Genomic DNA, 16,527 nt, shown 5'->3' with positions numbered 1-16,527 from the left:
CCCGGTCAGACCCGGTCGGCGAGGATGGCGATCCTCTGCTCACCCACGCGCGTGAGGATCAGCGTGGCCTCCTGCGAGCCCTTCAGCGTCAGTCTCCTCCGGAACGCGGCAGGGTCGATGTCCATGCCGCGCTTCTTGATCTCGAGCCGCCCGATGTCGGCGGCACGCAGCGCCGCATTGATGGTCTTCGGATGCACGGGCATGGTCTCGCGCACGCGGAACGACTGCACGAACGGGCTCGTCACGGGCTCGTCGCCGGTGAGATAGGCGATGTGCTCGTCGATCATCCCGGCATCCAGCATCCGCCCGGCGTCGCCGATCAGCCGGGCGCGGATGACGGCGCCATCGGGCTCGTGCAGGAACGCGCCGAGTTGCCGCACCGGCACATCCTCGGCATCCGCTCCCGCCGTCAGCTCGTGCGTCTGCTCGCCCGCCACGACCAGCGCTGCCCGGCGGATGCCGTCGCGCGCCAGCGCGCCCGACCACAGCACCAGCTCCACGACGCTGCCGTCGGCGCTGACCCACTGCGCCTCGACGTCGTCGGGGATGAGGTCGCGATCCAGGCCCGGGCCCAGCTTGATCCCGGTGGGGTGCTCTCCTGCGACCTGGAAGCACCAGTCCAGCGACGGCGACCAGTCGGATGCCGACAGCCGGCGCGTCTCGCCGTGACCGGCCGTGCGGCGCGCGGGGTCCAGCCAGACGGCGCCCTCGTGGGGGACGTTCTCCTCCGCCACGCCCTGCGTCACGGCGGCATCCTCACCGAAGGGTGCCAGGTTGTACGCCGCGATGGCCGCGGTCACGGCATCCGCATCCACGGCCGTCACGCGCAGGCCGGCACCGGCGAACGCCAGGCTGTCGCCGCCGATGCCGCATCCGAGGTCCGTCACCGCGCTGATGTCGGCCTGCCGCATCCGCACCGCGTGCAGGGTCGCGACCTTCAAGCGGGTGGCCTGCTCCAGGCCTGCGCGAGTGAACAGCATCCGCTCGGCGAACTCCCCGAACTTGCTCCGCGCCTTCACGCGCAGGTGCGCCTGCCCGACCACCGCCGAGACCAGATCAGGGGAGTGGCCCGCCGCGCGCAGCCGCGAGACCGCCTTCGCGACCTCGCCGGAACTCGTGATCTCGCCGACCTCGTCCAGCAGTGCGAGCCCGTCCCGTGTGAGCAGCGCGCTCAGCTCCGACATCTCCACGCGCCCAGCCTACGTGCCGCGAATTGGCACTCGCATTGCGTGAGTGCCAGCTCACGGCCTACACTGGAGTTAGCACCCTCGGCATGAGAGTGCTAACAGTCTTCTGATCTCAGTCACGAAAGAAGAGGTACACCGTGTCGGTTTCCATCAAGCCGCTCGAGGACCGCATCGTCATCCAGCAGGTCGAGGCAGAGCAGACCACCGCAAGCGGTCTGGTCATCCCCGACACTGCGAAGGAGAAGCCCCAGGAGGGCGAGGTCGTGGCTGTGGGCCCCGGCCGCATCGACGACAACGGCAACCGCGTCCCGCTCGACGTCGCCGTGGGCGACCGCGTGCTCTACAGCAAGTACGGCGGAACCGAGGTGAAGTTCGGCGCCGACGAGTACCTCGTGCTCTCGGCCCGCGACGTCCTCGCGGTCGTCGTCCGCTGACGCTGACGTTCCAGGAGGCCCGGATGCCGTGCATCCGGGCCTTCGTCGTCCCCGCCCGCCACTAGGCTTGATCGGTGAGCACGAAGTCGGCCGGCACCCTGTACACCATAGGCGCGTACCTGCTGTGGGGCGTCTTTCCGCTGTACTTCATCGCGCTCGATCCCACCGGACCGTTCGAGGTCGTGGCGTGGCGGTTGCTGCTGACGCTGGTGTTCTGCGCTCTGCTGCTGAGCGTCACCCGCGGCTGGCAGAGGCTGCTCGTCATCTGGCGGCAGCCCAGGCTGCTGGTGCTCACGGCCCTGGCCGGCCTCCTGATCTACATCAACTGGCAGGTCTTCGTGATCGCCACGATGGGCGGAGCCGTCGTGGAGACGAGCCTGGGCTACTTCATCAACCCGATCTTCACCGTCCTGCTGGGCGTGCTGGTGCTGCACGAGCGCGTCCGGGCGGCGCAGTGGGCCGCCATCGGCATCGCCGGCATCGCGGTGGGCGTGATCATCGTCGCGCACGGCACGTTCCCTTGGATCGCCCTCTCGCTGACGGCGTCGTTCGGCCTGTACGGCCTGGTCAAGAAGAAGATCGGCCCGCAGGTGGATGCCGCCAGCGGCCTCACGCTGGAATCCTTCTGGATGATCCCGGTGGCCATCGTCATCCTCGTGTTCGTCGCACAGGACGGCCGCGGCATCACGATGGGCACGATCAGCCCGCTGCACACCGTGCTGCTCAGCTGCGCGGGCATCGCCACCGCCGTGCCGCTGCTGCTGTTCGCCGCCGGTACCCGGCGGGTGGACCTCTCACTGGTCGGCATGATCCAGTTCATCACCCCGATCATGCAGTTCCTGCTGGGCTGGGCGGTGCTGGGGGAGCCCATGCCACCGGAGCGCTGGATCGGATTCGTCCTGGTGTGGCTCGCCATCGTCGTGTTCGTCGGAGATCTGCTGGTGCAGAAGGCCCGCGGGCGCCGCGAGGAGCCGGCCGAGCTGGTCTGAGCATCCGCGGATCGGATCGTTAAGCGACCGAGACAACCGCGGCCACCACCGGGACGCCCGAGCGAATAGGGTAAGAGGCACCCGAAGGTGGTATTCCACGTTCAGTTACGCAAGGGAGCAACATGAACGCATTGAAGGGCTCGCGTGGAGCGAGGATCTTCGCAGGGATCGCGCTTGTCAGCGCATCCGCACTGGTCATCGCCGGCTGCTCAAGCACGCCGTCCGGCGAGAAGACGAACGACGGGAACAAGAAGCCCGCGGCCGACCTCACCCTCAAACTGGGATCGCTGCTTCCGTCGTCCGGCTCGCTGGCATTCCTCGGACCGCCGATGTACGCAGCCGTGGGACTCGCGACGCAGGAGATCAACGACGCCAAGGCCGGCGTCACCGTCTCGATGAACTCGCAGGACGAGGGCGACAGCGACACCAAGGCCTACGTGACCTCGATCACGACGCTGCAGAACGCGGGCGTCGCCGGCATCGTGGGTGCCGCGGCATCCGGTGTGTCCAAGATCATCCTCGACGGCAACGTCAGCAAGGGCATCATCACGATCTCGCCCTCGAACACGTCGCCCGACTTCACCAAGCTCGCCGAGGACGGCGCCACGAAGGGGCTGTACTTCCGCACCGCTCCCAGTGACCTGCTGCAGGGCGAGGTTCTCGGCAACCTGATGTCGCAGGACGGCCGCAAGTCGCTCGGCATCATCTTCCAGAACGACCCGTACGGCACCGGCCTGCGCGACGCGATCAAGAAGACGTTCGAGGAGTCCGGCGGCAAGGTCGTCGCCACGGCCGGCTTCAACGTGGGCGACTCGCAGTTCGATGCCCAGGTGGAGACCATCAAGGCCGCCAACCCGGACGCCGTCGCGGTCGTCTCCTTCGAGCAGTTCCGCACCATCGCGCCGCTGCTGGTGAACGCCGGCATCACGGCCGATCACTTCTACATGGTCGACGGCAACGTCTCCAACTACGGCACCACCGGCGACAGCGCCATCCCGGTGTCGCTCGAGGGGGCACAGGGCACCCGCCCCGGTCCGGCACTGAAGGACGACTTCACCAACCGCCTGCAGAAGTACTGGACGGGCAAGGGCAACGCCGAGATCAAGGACTTCACCTACGCGGCTGAGTCCTACGACGCGGTGGTCCTGATGGCTCTGGCCTCGCTGGAGGCGAAGTCGGTCAAGGGCGTCGACATCGCCAAGAAGATGCAGGCGGTCTCCGGCGGCGTCGAGGGCGGCACGGCGTGCACCACGTTCGCCGAGTGCGCCAAGATCATCAACGACGGCGGCAAGGCCGACTACAACGGCTACTCCGGCGACATCACGTTCGACAAGTGGGGCGACCCGCAGGGCGCCGCCATCGGCGTCTTCAAGTACGGCGCGGACAACATGTACACCCGCACCAACTGACACATCGCGTGTCGTGAGGGCTCCGGATGCTTCGGCATCCGGAGCCCTTCGCATGCTCGCCAGCTGCACGCCGGACACAGCAGGAGGGGCGGATGCTTCAGCATCCGCCCCTCCTGCGAGTACGACCTACGCGGCGTCCTCGTCCTGTCCCAGCGTGCCCAGGTACAGGCCGATGACCTTCGGATCGTTCAGCAGCTCGCGGCCGGTGCCCTCATAGGCGTCGCGGCCCTGATCGAGCACGTAGCCGCGGTCGCAGATCTGCAGGCAGCGGCGGGCGTTCTGCTCGACCATGATGGTCGTGACGCCGGCCTTGTTGATGTCGCTCACGCGAATGAACGCGTCGTCCTGGCGGACGGGGGACAACCCGGCGGACGGCTCGTCCAGCAGCAGCACCGACGGGTCCATCATCAATGCGCGCGACATGGCCACCATCTGGCGCTCGCCGCCGGAGAGCGACCCCGCGCGCTGCTTGAGGCGCTTGCCCAGTTCGGCGAAGATGCTCGTGACGAACTCCAGCCGCTCGGCGTACGCCTTCGGATTCTGGTAAAGACCCATCTGCAGATTCTCCTCGATGCTGAGCGAGGGGAACACGTTGTTGGTCTGCGGCACGAAGCCCACGCCGCGGCGGACGAGCTTGTCGGCCTTCAGGCCCACGATGCTCTCGCCGTTGACGGTGATCTCGCCCTCACGCACGTGCACCAGCCCGAAGATCGACTTCAGCAGCGTGGACTTGCCGGCGCCGTTGGGGCCGATGATGCCGATCAGCTCGCCCTTGCGGGCTGTGAGGTTCGCACCGTTGAGGATGTTCACGCCCGGCAGGTACCCGGCGTGCACTCCCGTCAGCTCGACGACGACCTCGCGGTCGTCGGTGGACGGCGCCACGGGACCTTCTCCCTGGGCCACTGAGCCTGTCGAAGTGTCGTCGCTCATGACTGCTCCTCCTCGAGCTCTGCCTCGGCTTCGGCGTCGATCTTCTCGCGGATCTTCACGGCCGTCGTGTCGGACATCACCTGGATGCGGCCGGTGACCGCTCCGAGGTCCACGTCCTGGTGCGCGCCCAGATAGGCGTCGACCACGGCCGGGTCCTCCATGACGACCTCGGGCGGGCCCTCGGCCACCACGCGGCCCTCGGCCATCACGACCACCCAGTCGGCGATGTGCCGGACCATGTGCATGTCGTGCTCGACGAACAGCACGGTCATGCCGCGATCCTTCAGACCCAGGATGTGGTCCAGCAGCGACTGCGTGAGCGCGGGGTTGACGCCTGCCATCGGCTCGTCGAGCATGACCAGGTTCGGGTCGCTCATCAGCGCCCGAGCCATCTCCAGCAGCTTGCGCTGCCCGCCGGAGAGGGATGCCGCGAAGTCCTTCTCCTTGGCATCCAGCTTGAACCGGGTCAGCAGCTCGCGGGCCTTCTCCTCGATCTGCTTCTCCTGCTTGCGCCAGAAGAAGGGGAACAGGCTCTGCCAGAAGCGCTCGCCCACCTGATGCGGTGCGCCGAGCTTCATGTTCTCCAGCACCGACAGCAGCGAGAGCGACTTGGTCAGCTGGAAGGTGCGCACCTGGCCCATCCGCGCCACCTTGAACGACGGCACGCCCGCCAGGCTCTTCCCGTCGTACGACCAGGTGCCGGCGTTGGGCTTGTCGAACCCGCACAGCAGGTTGAACAGCGTGGTCTTGCCGGCGCCGTTGGGCCCGATCAGCGCCGTGATGGCGCCGCGCGGGATCTCCACGTGGTCGACGTCGACGGCGACCAGGCCGCCGAAACGACGCTCCACGCCGTCGGCGATGAGGATCGGGTCGACCTTCGCGACGCCCGGGGCCGCAGGGCCCTTGGCGAGGCCGGTCGACTTCTGGCGCTTGGCCGGCGCGATGGACTCCGCCGCCTCGAGCGGGGACGCCGGCATCGCGGCATCCTGCCCTTCGACGGGCTCAGGGACCGGGTTGACGGGCTCGGGGATGGAAAGGTCGTCAGTGGACAAAGGTCATCTCCCTCTTGTCTCCGAGAATCCCCTGGGGCCGGAAGATCACCAGCAGCATCAGCGCGATGCCCACCAGGGCGAAGCGGATCGAGCCCGCCTGCAGGTTCGAGATGGGCAGGATGTCCGCTGTGACCATCTGCGAGAGCACGTTGCCCAGCAGCGCGAACACGACCCAGAACAGCACGGCGCCCAGCGTCGGGCCGAACACGGTGGCCGCGCCGCCGAGCAGGACGATCGTCCACAGGAAGAACGTCAGCGAGGTCGAGTAGTCGTTGGGGACCACGGCCGTCGGCAGCACGAACACGATTCCCGCCGCCGCACCGATCATCCCGCCGACCACGAGCGCCTGCATCTTGTAGGCGAACACGTTCTTGCCGAGCGAGCGGACGGCGTCCTCATCCTCGCGGATGCCCTTGAGGACACGGCCCCACGGGCTGCGCATGAGGGCCCAGACCAGGGCCAGCGCGATGCCGAGCAGCACCAGGCCGAACACGCGGTACCAGAGGTCGTTCTCGTTCCAGGTCCACGGGCCGAAGCCGTACGTGCCCTCCGGGAACGGGTTGGCGTCACGGAATCCGCGCTGGTAGTTGGCCAGGCCGCCGGCCGAGTTGGTCCAGTCGCGGAACAGCTCGGTGGTGAACAGCAGGCGCACGATCTCGCCCGCGGCGATCGTCGCGATGGCCAGGTAGTCGGCTCTCAGCCTCAGAGTCGGGATGCCGAGCAGCAGGCCCAGCAGGGCACCTGCCAGCAGGCCGATGAGCATGCCGATGTACCAGGGGAGGCCGAAGGTCAGCACCGAGATGGCGTAACCGTAGGCGCCGACGGCCATGAAGGCCGCCATGCCGAAGTTCAGCAGGCCGGCATAGCCGAAGTGCACGGCCAGGCCGGTCGCCGCCAGCGCGTAGGCGATGGTGACGGGGCTGAGGAGGTATGCGGCGGTGTCGCCGAAGATGCTTCCGAAGTCCATGTCAGCCCAACCTCTCCTTGCGTCCGAACAGTCCTTGCGGGCGCACCAGCAGGATGATGATCAGCGCGGCCAGCGCGCTGGCGTACTTCAGGTCGGACGGGATCCAGAGGGTGGACACCTCGACGGCGATGCCGACGATGATCGAGCCGATGATGGCGCCGAACGCGGTGCCGAGGCCGCCGATGGTCATGGCGCAGAAGATCAGCAGCAGCATCTGCACGCCCATGTCCCACTTCACGCCGGGGCGGAAGTACGCCCACAGGATGCCGGAGACGGCCGCCAGTGCGCCCGCCAGGATCCAGACCAGGCGGATGACCTTGTCGACGTCGATGCCGGTGGCCGCGGCCAGCTGAGGGTTGTCCGAGATGGCGCGGGTGGCCTTGCCGATCCGGGTGCGGGTGAGGAACAGCCCCACGCCGATGATGACCACGAGGCTGACGGCCATCGTGATCACGTCGATGTACGACAGCGAGATCGGACCCAGGTTCCAGGGCTTCGGGCTGGCGCCCGGCAGCTGCAGCGTGCCTCCGCCGATCACGAACTGGAAGATGTAGCGCATGGCCAGCGCCAGGCCGATGCTGACGATCATCAGCGGCACGACGCTCATGCCGCGTCTTCGCAGCGGCGCCCACAGGCCGACATCCAGCGCCCAGCCCAGCAGCCCGCCGCCGACGATGGCGGCGACGATGCCGAGCCACAGCGGAAGGCTCCAGAACGAGGTGAACAGCACCGCGACGATGCCGCCCCACGTCACCATGTCGGCGTGGGCGAAGTTGCCCAGCCGGGTGGTGCCGTAGATGAGCGCTGCGCCCATCGACGCCAGCGCCAGCAGCAGGCCGAAGTTCAGGCCGTTGAACGTGCGCGAGAGCAGCTGGTTCCAGAACGACTCCGTCACGCGCTCGCCCTGTCCGAGGAACAGGTTCACGATCTTCGTGCCCGTCAGGCCGAACGAGGCCTCGAAGGCGCCGCTGGTGCCGGAGACCGCCTTCACGCCCTGCGGCAGCTTGGACGGATCGATGATCACGCCCTTGGGCAGGGTGTCCTCGTCGACCGTGATCGTGTACTTGGCCTTCTTCGGCACGTACAGGCGCCACTTGCCGTCGGCATCCGTCTTCGTCTTGCCCTTGAAGCCGTTGCCCTCGACGCTCATCCCCACATCGGCGACCGGCTTGTCGTTGTTGGTGATGTTGCCGCCGAAGTAGAACGCGGTGATCTCCTGGCCGTCAGGTGTTGTGGCGGCCTGTGCTGAACCGGCGGGTATGCCGAGCACGATGAAAGTGGCCAACAGTGCTGCGATCAGCGCCATCAGCCCGGTTCGGGGGCGCCGAAGCGCCACAGTTCTCAGTCCCACGCATCCTCCACATCGAGTGCCCTCGAACGAACTCGGGCAGTCGTTCGATGATGGACGTGCACTGAGCGTATCCCCCCGACGGCCCGATCCGCACCAACCGTGTCCAGATCGGAACGTGCGGTCCGCGCGTGTCGCACCCAGCATCCTGGGAATATCCGGGCCCTCGCGACGATTAGACTCATAACACGACGGACAACGCTCCCGTCCAGGCCGCAGTCGTCCACGCGCATTCCCGTCATTCGATCGCGCCCTCAGGCGCAGAGGAGCCAGTTTTATGCCCCAGCACGATCCATTCGGTTTCACCGGGCTCACCTACGATGACGTGCTGCTTCTGCCCGGGCACACCGACGTCATCCCCAGTGAGGCCGACACCTCGTCGCGCATCTCCCGCCGCATCTCGGTCGCGACGCCGCTGCTCTCCAGCGCGATGGACACCGTGACCGAGGCTCGTATGGCCATCGCGGTGGCGCGCGAGGGCGGCATCGGCATCCTGCACCGCAACCTCTCCATCGCCGACCAGGCGGCCGACGTCGACCGCGTCAAGCGCAGCGAGTCCGGCATGATCACCGATCCGATCACGACGACCGCCGACGCCACGGTCGACGAGGTCGACAGGCTGTGCGCGAAGTACCGCATCTCGGGTCTGCCGGTCGTCGACGACGAGAAGCACCTGGTGGGCATCATCACCAACCGCGACATGCGGTTCGTCTCGGGCTTCGAGCGCAAGACCACCCTGGTCAAGGACGTCATGACCAGCGAGAACCTGGTGACGGCGCCGGTGGGCGTGCCGGCGGGCGAGGTCATCGCGCTGTTCGCCAAGCACCGCGTCGAGAAGCTGCCGCTGATCGGTGCTGACGGCAAGCTCGCAGGCCTGATCACCATCAAGGACTTCGACAAGAGCGAGAAGTATCCGCTGGCCACCAAGGACGAGCAGGGGCGCCTGCGCGTGGGCGCGGCCATCGGCTTCTTCGGCGACGCATGGGAGCGCGCTGAGGCGCTGCGCGACGCGGGCGTGGACGTGCTGGTGGTCGACACCGCCAACGGACAGTCGCAGGGCGTGATCGACCTGATCAAGCGCCTGAAGGCCGACCCCACGTTCGAGCACATCGACATCATCGGCGGCAACGTCGCGACCCGCGAGGGCGCTCAGGCACTGGTGGATGCCGGTGTCGACGCCGTCAAGGTGGGCGTCGGCCCCGGGTCCATCTGCACCACCCGCATCGTCGCCGGAGTGGGCGTGCCGCAGGTCACCGCCGTGTACGAGGCGTCGCTGGCGGCGGCCCCCGCCGGCATCCCGGTGATCGCCGACGGCGGTCTGCAGTACTCCGGCGACATCGCCAAGGCGCTGGTCGCCGGTGCGGATGCCGTGATGCTGGGCTCGCTGCTGGCCGGCACCGACGAGTCGCCGGGCGAGATCGTCTTCCAGTCCGGCAAGCAGTTCAAGCTGTACCGCGGCATGGGGTCCCTCGGCGCCATGCAGACCCGCGGCAAGCAGACCTCGTACTCCAAGGACCGCTACTTCCAGGCGGACGTGCCCAGCGATGACAAGCTCATCCCCGAGGGCATCGAGGGCCAGGTGCCCTACCGCGGTCCGGTGTCGGCCGTGGTGTATCAGCTGGTCGGCGGCCTGCGTCAGTCGATGTTCTACGTCGGCGCGCGCACCGTCGAGGAGCTGAAGGCCCGCGGCAGGTTCGTCCGCATCACTGCGGCCGGGCTCAAGGAGTCGCACCCGCACGACGTGCAGATCGTCGTCGAGGCGCCGAACTACAACAAGCGCTGAGCCGGATCCACGAAAGGGGCGGATGCTGCGGCATCCGCCCCTTTCGCATGTCCGCGGCCGGGACGGATGTCGGCTCAGATCACGGATGTCGGCCAGATTCGGCGGATCCGGCCGACATCCGTGAAACGGACCGGCATGTGTCCCGGCGCCCTGGTCCGACGCATCCGCTCGACGCGGCCCTCGCCGCTAGAGTGAGCGCATGCGGTCAGGGTCGAAGACGCTCAGTCGGGGTCAGGTCTCGCGCTATGCGATAGGTTCGCTCGGCACGGGGGGCTTCTCCACGCTGCCGGGCCTGGTGCTGGTCTACTACCTCACCGACTCGCTGGGCGTGACCGCGCTCGCCGCCGGGGCGATCGTCACTGTCGCCAAGGTGTGGGATGTGCTGATCGACCCCGTCATCGGCGGCATCAGCGACCGGGCGCTCGCGCACACCGGCACCAGGCGCCGCACCATGTTGATCGGCGGCATCGGGCTGCCTCTCGCCTTCGTGCTCACCTTCGCCGTGCCCGCGGGCCTCGGCCCGGTGCCCGCGGCGCTCTGGGTGCTGGTCGCGTTCATGCTGGCCGCCACGTGCTTCAGCCTGTTCCAGGTGCCGTACATCGCGCTGCCGGCCGAGCTGACCGACGACTACCGGGAGCGCACCAGGCTGCTGAGCTGGCGGGTGGTCATGCTCACCGTCGCGATCCTGATGTTCGGTGCCGGCGGCCCCGAGCTGCGCGCGCTGTTCCCCGAGAACCCGCTGCTGGGCTATCTCGTGATGGCGGCTGTCGCCGCGGTCATCCTCGGGTTCGGGATGCTGACCTCGGCATCCGTGGCACCGCAGCGGCCGCTGCTGCCGGTGCGCCGCGGCTCGACCATCGCGGAGCACTACCGCGACGGCATCATCGTGCTGCGCGAGAGCCAGCCGTTCCGCGCTCTGCTGGCGACCTTCCTGCTGCAGGGACTGGCCACAGGCATGATGCTGGCCGCCGCGCAGTACGTGGCGCGCTGGGTGCTGGACGACGAGACGGCGGTCACGCAGCTGTTCGTCGCACTGATCGCGCCCGCGCTGCTGATGGCGCCGGTGTGGAAGCTCATCGCAGATCGCACCGGCAAGGAGCGGGCGTTCCGCATGGCCAGCGCACTGTTCCTGCTGGCGACCCTGGCGCTCACGGCGATGGTCTGGGTGCCCGGCTGGTGGATCGTGGCGCCGGTGGCGCTGGCGGGCGCGGCCTACGCCGGTATGCAGACGCTGCCGATGGCCATGCTCCCCGACGTGATCGCGTACGACCGCACCGAGCAGGAAGCGGCGGGAACCGGCGGTGCGAACCGCTCAGGGATCTTCGGCGGCGTGTGGACGGCGGGCGAGACCACGGGGATGGCGCTCGGGGGCACCATCCTCACCATCGTGCTGGCGGCGACGGGCTACCTGGAGACCACTGCCGGACACGAGGTCGTGCAGCCGGCAGCCGCCGTCACCGGGATCGGGATCTCGTTCAGCATCCTGCCCGCGGCTCTGATGGTGCTGAGCCTGCTCACCCTGGCCCGGTACCGGCTGCGAGAGCACGACATCGTCGGGACGTCGGCATGAGCGATCCCGGCGACATCCTCGAGCGGCTGCGGCGGCTGCGCGCGGAGGATGCCCCCACCCACGGCGGGCGCGTGATGTCGTACGTGTACGACTCAGGCAGACCCGAGCTGGACGATCTGGCGGATGCCGCCGCGCGGCTCGCCCGCCCGCTGAACGGACTCGACCCCACGGTCTTCCCGTCGATCTCCGCCATGGAGCGCGACGTGGTCGCCTTCGCCAAGCGGATGCTGCACGGCGGCGGCTCCGTGGTGGGATCGATCACCAGCGGCGGGACGGAGAGCTGTCTGCTGGCGGTGAAGACCGCGCGCGATCTGTGGCGCCGGTCGCACCCCGAGGCACCCGCCGGGTCGCGGCCGCGGCTGGTGACGACCACCGCCGTGCATGCGGCGTTCCAGAAGGCCGCGGCGCTGTTCGACCTGGACTGGGACCCGGTGCCGGTCGGCGCCTCCGGGCACGCGCGTGCGAGCGACCTCATCGCGCGTCTGGGCGACGATGCGGCCCTCGTGGTCGTGTCGGCCCCGGCGTATCCGACCGGCGTGCTCGACCCTGTCGCCGAGGTGGCGGCGGCCGCGTCGGCGCGCGGCATCTCCTGCCACGTCGACGCCTGCTTCGGCGGCTTCGTCCTGCCGTGGTGGCCGGGGCTGCCGGACTGGGACTTCCGGGTGCGCGGCGTGACCAGTATCTCCGCCGACCTGCACAAGTTCGGATACGCGCCCAAAGGCGTCTCGGTGCTGCTGCACCGTGGGCTTCGACGGCATCGCGCGCAGTTCTTCGCCACCACGCGGTGGTCGGGGTATCCGGTGGTCAACCCCACGCTGCTGGGCTCGAAGTCGGCGTCGCCCCTGGCCGCAGGCTGGGCGATCATGCAGCACCTGGGCTCCAGCGGGTATGCGGACCTGGTGGGGTCGATCACGAGGGCGGCGGCTGCCGTGCGCGCCGCCGTCGATGGCATCCCCGGCCTCACGATGCTGGGCGACCCCGTGGGGCCCGCCATCGCGGTCGTGGCCGATCTGTCGGCGCCGGAGGGCGAGCGCGTGGATCCTCATCGGCTGGCCGACGCGCTGGTCGGCTACGGCTGGAAGATCCAGCACCAGCCCGGGCTGATGCAGGCGGACGGCGTGCGCATCCCGCACAGCGCGCATCTCACGCTCACGCCCGTGCTCGAGCAGGGCGTGCACGAGTTCACGGCGGCCCTGGTCGCGGCATCCGATTCCGTGCGGGGAAAACCGCAGGCCGATGCGGGGATGCTGCTGGCGGGCATGCGGATGCTGGGATACGGCGACGGCGGGCGGGTGCCCGGCCCCGCGGCCGCGTGGCGGCTGCTGCGCCTGGCAGGTACAGGGAAGGTGTCCCCCGACCAGCCCATGGCTGTGCTGATGGCCCTCATCGAGCAGTTGCCGCACGAGGTCTCCGAGGCCTTGCTCGCCGAACTGCTGGCCCGCATGTCGGAGCCCTGAGCCGCGGCATCCGCTCTTCGGTGTGACCGCCCTCCGCCTGCCCCAGCCCGCAACAGGAGGATCGTCCCGGAACAGGACAATCCGGTCGGCATCCTCCTGTTCTGGCACCGTCGTCCTGTTCTCGGCAGGCCATCTCGATGGACGTTCAACGCCGCGAGAGCAGGTGCAGCTCCTGTGCGATCGCGTTCAGGATCGTCTGCTGCACGTAGTGCATGTCGAACATGATCTGCTGGTAGTCGAACCGCAGCACGGTGTAGCCCAGCAGCACCAGCCGGGCGTCCTGTCGCAGATCCCTGCGCCGATCCTTCGCCTTGCCGTGGAACTCGAAGCCGTCGAGCTGCACCACCAGACGCTCACCGATGAGTGCGTCGACCGGATGCCCGTCGATGAGGACCTGCTGCTGGACCGGCACGCCGCAGCTCTCCGCGATTCTGAGGAAGATGGTCTCGAGACCGGAGTCGGACCCGGTACCGACGCGGGCGAGCACCTCAGTCGCGGCCGATGAGTGCCACTTCGTGAGCCGCAGCTGGGGCAGCGTCACGGCGTTCTTGCGCAGCGCCGACTCCCACACGGTCGCGGCCGGCTTCGGATCGAGGCAGCGGGCCACGTGGAAGAGCACGTTGAGAATCGGCTCGTCCACGGCGAAGGGCGCGACGGGCACGGGTCCCCTCGCCCAGTGCAGAACTCGCCCGAGCCGAGTGTTGCGGGATGCCGTCGAAGGCACCCAGATGTGAGTGCCTTCGACATCCGGGGTCCATAGACCCTGCTCCCTCGCAGCTGTCACACATGTCACCCGACCGCTCACCTCGGCGGCGGCTCGCCGGGCGGAGGAGCAGTGATCGGCTACCAGCCAGCTGCGGTGCACGCGCTCGAGCATCCCCGCGTCCACCGCCCGCAGGACTGCGTGCTTCGTGAAGCCCGCCTCGCGCAGGTTGCGAGTGTGCGCGATGCCGTGATGCTGCCGCATCCAGTCCTCGAGTTCTGTCCTCATGTCTGTCGAGGATGCTCGATCCCGGCGTCCGCTGGGCGGTCGGAAACCGTGATTGTGGACAACTGCGCGAGTTCGCCGATCGTGGAGGGGGAGTGGCGGGGCGGGGAACAGGCGGAACGACTGAGGACAGGAGGGCACCGCACGGATTCTCCTGTTGCGGGGGAATCGGCCTGTGGTCGGCTGGTGGAGCGTATGGCGAAGGATGCCCAGAACGGGACGGCAGATGGGTGACGCGGGGGAAGCTGCCGGGGAACGGCGAAGACCGCGACGGGTAGGCTGGGTTCGTGAGCATGGACATCGAGATCGGCCGAGGCAAGCGCGCGCGTCGCGCGTACACGTTCGACGACATCGCGGTCGTGCCGTCGAGGCGCACCCGCAACCCGGAGGACGTCTCCACGGTGTGGACCATCGACGCCTACTCCTTCGAGATCCCGGTGCTGGGCGCCCCGATGGATTCGGTCGTCAGCCCGCAGACCGCCATCGCGCTGGGTCGCCTGGGCGGTCTGGGCGTGCTCGACCTCGAGGGCCTGTGGACCCGGTACGAGGACCCGCAGCCGCTTCTCGACGAGATCGCGAGCCTGCCGGAGGCCGGCGCCACCGTCCGCATGCAGGAGCTGTACTCCGAGCCCATCAAGCCCGAGCTGATCAAGCAGCGGCTGGCCGAGATCCGCGCCGCGGGCGTCACGGTCGCGGGTTCTCTCACCCCGCAGCGCACGCAGGAGCTGTACGAGACCGTCGTGGCCGCCGGCGTCGACCTGTTCGTGATCCGCGGCACCACGGTCTCCGCCGAGCACGTCTCCAGCGTGAGCGAGCCGCTGAACCTCAAGAAGTTCATCTACGACCTCGACGTCCCCGTCATCGTGGGCGGCGCAGCCACTTACACCGCGGCTCTGCACCTCATGCGCACCGGGGCTGCCGGCGTGCTGGTCGGCTTCGGCGGCGGCGCGGCGTCCACCACGCGCGCGACCCTGGGCATCCACGCCCCCATGGCGACGGCCGTCTCCGACGTCGCCGCGGCGCGCCGTGACTACCTCGACGAGTCCGGCGGACGGTACGTGCACGTGATCGCCGACGGCGGCGTCGGCACCTCCGGAGACATCGTCAAGGCTCTCGCGATGGGAGCGGACGCCGTGATGCTGGGCGTTGCGCTGGCACGGGCCACGGATGCTCCGGGCCGGGGCTTCCACTGGGGCGCGGAGGCGCACCATCCGCAGCTTCCGCGCGGCCGTCGCGTGGCCGTCCCGGGCGTCGCGAACCTGGAGGAGATCCTCTACGGCCCCGCACCCGTGGCCGACGGCACGGCGAACCTGATCGGCGCACTGCGCAAGTCCATGGCGACGACCGGCTACTCCGACCTGAAGGAGTTCCAGCGCGTCGAGGTCGTGCTCGCGCCCTACGAGCTGGGATGACGCAGCCCCCGCTGCCTGTCGTGCAGGAGTTCCCGCCGACCCTGCGCGAGGTCATGCTGCGCAGGCGGTGGATGGGCGTGCTCGCGCTCTGCCTGCTGGTGGCGGGGATCTTCGCATGGCTCGGACAGTGGCAGCTCTCCCGCGCCATCGACACTTCGCCGCCACCGGCCGGTGCGACCGAGCAGGTGCGCCCGCTGACCGCCGTGATCCAGCCCGGCGAGTACCTGGATCAGAGCCTGGGCGGTCAGCGTGTGACCACGACCGGCACCTGGATGCCCGGCGACTTCATCGTGCTGTCGCAGCGTTTCAACAACGGCGACGAGGGCTACTGGGTCTCCGGCCAGCTGCGCGTGGCAGACCGCACCTCCATCGCCGTCGCGATCGGGTGGGCTCCCACCCGGGAGAAGGCGGATGCCGCCGCCCGGAGGCTTGATGCAGCGGGCGCCGTGCAGGCCGAGATCACCGGGCGGCTCATCGACGACGAGGGAGTCGAGGTGCCGCCGGCATCCGACCCGTCCGAGCTCACGCGCATGTCGCCGGCGGCCCTGCTGAGCCGCTGGCACGACATCGACCAGTTGAACGTGTACCGTCCCTACCTGGCATCCGCCACCGCGACCGCAGGACTCACCGACATCAGCTCGCCGGCGCCCACCGAGGGCTCGCCGATCAACTGGCTGAACATCTTCTACGCGGCGGAGTGGGCGGTCTTCGCCGGCTTCGCGTTCTACCTCTGGTACCGGCTCGCGAAGGACGCGTGGGAGCGCGACGTCGAGGCGTTCGAGGAGGCCGCGGCCTCCGCCGGCACGCCGCCCTCCGCAACGGAAGACGCCGACTGAGACGACCGGATGCCCGTTCGGCGAAGGCTGGATGCACGTTCGGTGACCATCGGGTGGACAGAGCTCCAACATCCGCTCGACTGTCTTGTCGCGCCCGCGACCGTCGCCATATGGTCACAGACATGTGTGCGCGCTGAGAGCGCACGGCGCCCGGTTCACGAGATC

14 protein-coding genes are annotated in these 16,527 nt (G+C 68.7%); 8 read left to right on the top strand and 6 right to left on the bottom strand.

Annotated elements, in window-relative coordinates; all coding sequences use genetic code 11:
• Positions 1-5 precede the first annotated feature (5 nt).
• Entirely contained in the window at positions 6-1,190 is a 1,185-nt protein-coding gene (locus tag WA967_RS07430; RefSeq protein ID WP_424420662.1) for a THUMP-like domain-containing protein, read from the bottom strand.
• Positions 1,191-1,324: 134 nt separating this feature from the next.
• Here WA967_RS07430 and groES point away from each other — a divergent pair, with 134 nt between their 5' ends.
• From groES to WA967_RS07415, 3 genes are all read left to right on the top strand, one after another.
• Positions 1,325-1,621: a co-chaperone GroES gene (gene groES / locus WA967_RS07425; RefSeq protein WP_067242196.1), complete on the top strand. Its 297-nt coding sequence runs from the start codon at positions 1,325-1,327 to the stop codon at positions 1,619-1,621.
• 74 nt (positions 1,622-1,695) lie between these two features.
• Entirely contained in the window at positions 1,696-2,610 is a 915-nt protein-coding gene (gene rarD, locus WA967_RS07420) for an EamA family transporter RarD (RefSeq protein ID WP_424420658.1), read from the top strand.
• A 122-nt stretch (positions 2,611-2,732) separates the two neighbouring features.
• The gene (locus WA967_RS07415; protein WP_424420655.1) at positions 2,733-4,019 is read left to right on the top strand and encodes an ABC transporter substrate-binding protein; all 1,287 of its coding nucleotides are present in this window, start codon (positions 2,733-2,735) and stop codon (positions 4,017-4,019) included.
• A gap of 126 nt (positions 4,020-4,145) precedes the next feature.
• On the opposite strand, the gene WA967_RS07410 is transcribed toward WA967_RS07415, so the two are convergent.
• The 4 genes from WA967_RS07410 to WA967_RS07395 form a co-directional block, all read right to left on the bottom strand.
• Positions 4,146-4,949 (bottom strand): ABC transporter ATP-binding protein, encoded by an 804-nt coding sequence (locus WA967_RS07410; RefSeq protein ID WP_424420653.1) that lies wholly within the window; start codon positions 4,947-4,949, stop codon positions 4,146-4,148.
• Positions 4,946-5,926, bottom strand: a complete 981-nt coding sequence (locus WA967_RS07405) for an ABC transporter ATP-binding protein (protein WP_424420921.1) — start codon at positions 5,924-5,926, stop codon at positions 4,946-4,948. The genes WA967_RS07410 and WA967_RS07405 overlap by 4 nt, the downstream gene beginning before the upstream one ends.
• Before the next feature lie 64 nt (positions 5,927-5,990).
• Positions 5,991-6,968, bottom strand: a complete 978-nt coding sequence (locus tag WA967_RS07400) for a branched-chain amino acid ABC transporter permease (protein WP_424420650.1) — start codon at positions 6,966-6,968, stop codon at positions 5,991-5,993.
• Position 6,969: 1 nt separating this feature from the next.
• Positions 6,970-8,274, bottom strand: coding sequence for a branched-chain amino acid ABC transporter permease (locus WA967_RS07395; protein ID WP_424420919.1), 1,305 nt, complete (start codon positions 8,272-8,274; stop codon positions 6,970-6,972).
• Positions 8,275-8,593: 319 nt separating this feature from the next.
• On the opposite strand from WA967_RS07395, the gene guaB reads away from it, so the two are divergent.
• The 3 genes from guaB to WA967_RS07380 all read left to right on the top strand — a co-directional run bounded on the left by guaB (position 8,594) and on the right by WA967_RS07380 (position 13,126).
• Positions 8,594-10,099 carry an IMP dehydrogenase gene (guaB, locus tag WA967_RS07390; protein WP_424420647.1) on the top strand — a complete coding sequence of 502 codons (1,506 nt, stop codon included), beginning with the start codon at positions 8,594-8,596 and terminating at the stop codon, positions 10,097-10,099.
• A gap of 199 nt (positions 10,100-10,298) precedes the next feature.
• Positions 10,299-11,669, top strand: coding sequence for an MFS transporter (locus tag WA967_RS07385; protein WP_424420645.1), 1,371 nt, complete (start codon positions 10,299-10,301; stop codon positions 11,667-11,669).
• A complete protein-coding gene (locus WA967_RS07380) occupies positions 11,666-13,126 on the top strand; it encodes a pyridoxal phosphate-dependent decarboxylase family protein (RefSeq protein WP_424420643.1) in 1,461 nt (486 codons plus the stop codon). The genes WA967_RS07385 and WA967_RS07380 overlap by 4 nt, the downstream gene beginning before the upstream one ends.
• A gap of 145 nt (positions 13,127-13,271) precedes the next feature.
• On the opposite strand, the gene WA967_RS07375 is transcribed toward WA967_RS07380, so the two are convergent.
• The gene (locus tag WA967_RS07375; protein ID WP_424420640.1) at positions 13,272-14,117 is read right to left on the bottom strand and encodes a DUF559 domain-containing protein; all 846 of its coding nucleotides are present in this window, start codon (positions 14,115-14,117) and stop codon (positions 13,272-13,274) included.
• Positions 14,118-14,407: 290 nt separating this feature from the next.
• On the opposite strand from WA967_RS07375, the gene WA967_RS07370 reads away from it, so the two are divergent.
• Both WA967_RS07370 and WA967_RS07365 read left to right on the top strand, forming a co-directional pair.
• Entirely contained in the window at positions 14,408-15,526 is a 1,119-nt protein-coding gene (locus WA967_RS07370; RefSeq protein WP_424420917.1) for a GuaB3 family IMP dehydrogenase-related protein, read from the top strand.
• Complete coding sequence (locus WA967_RS07365) at positions 15,523-16,362, top strand: SURF1 family protein (RefSeq protein WP_424420637.1); 840 nt, start codon at positions 15,523-15,525, stop codon at positions 16,360-16,362. Before WA967_RS07370 ends, WA967_RS07365 begins: the two co-directional genes overlap by 4 nt.
• Positions 16,363-16,527 lie beyond the last annotated feature (165 nt).

The sequence above is a fragment of the Microbacterium sp. genome (genome assembly GCF_049650565.1).
Taxonomy (GTDB): Bacteria; Actinomycetota; Actinomycetes; order Actinomycetales; family Microbacteriaceae; genus Microbacterium.
This window is presented reverse-complemented; position numbering and strand designations above follow the sequence as displayed.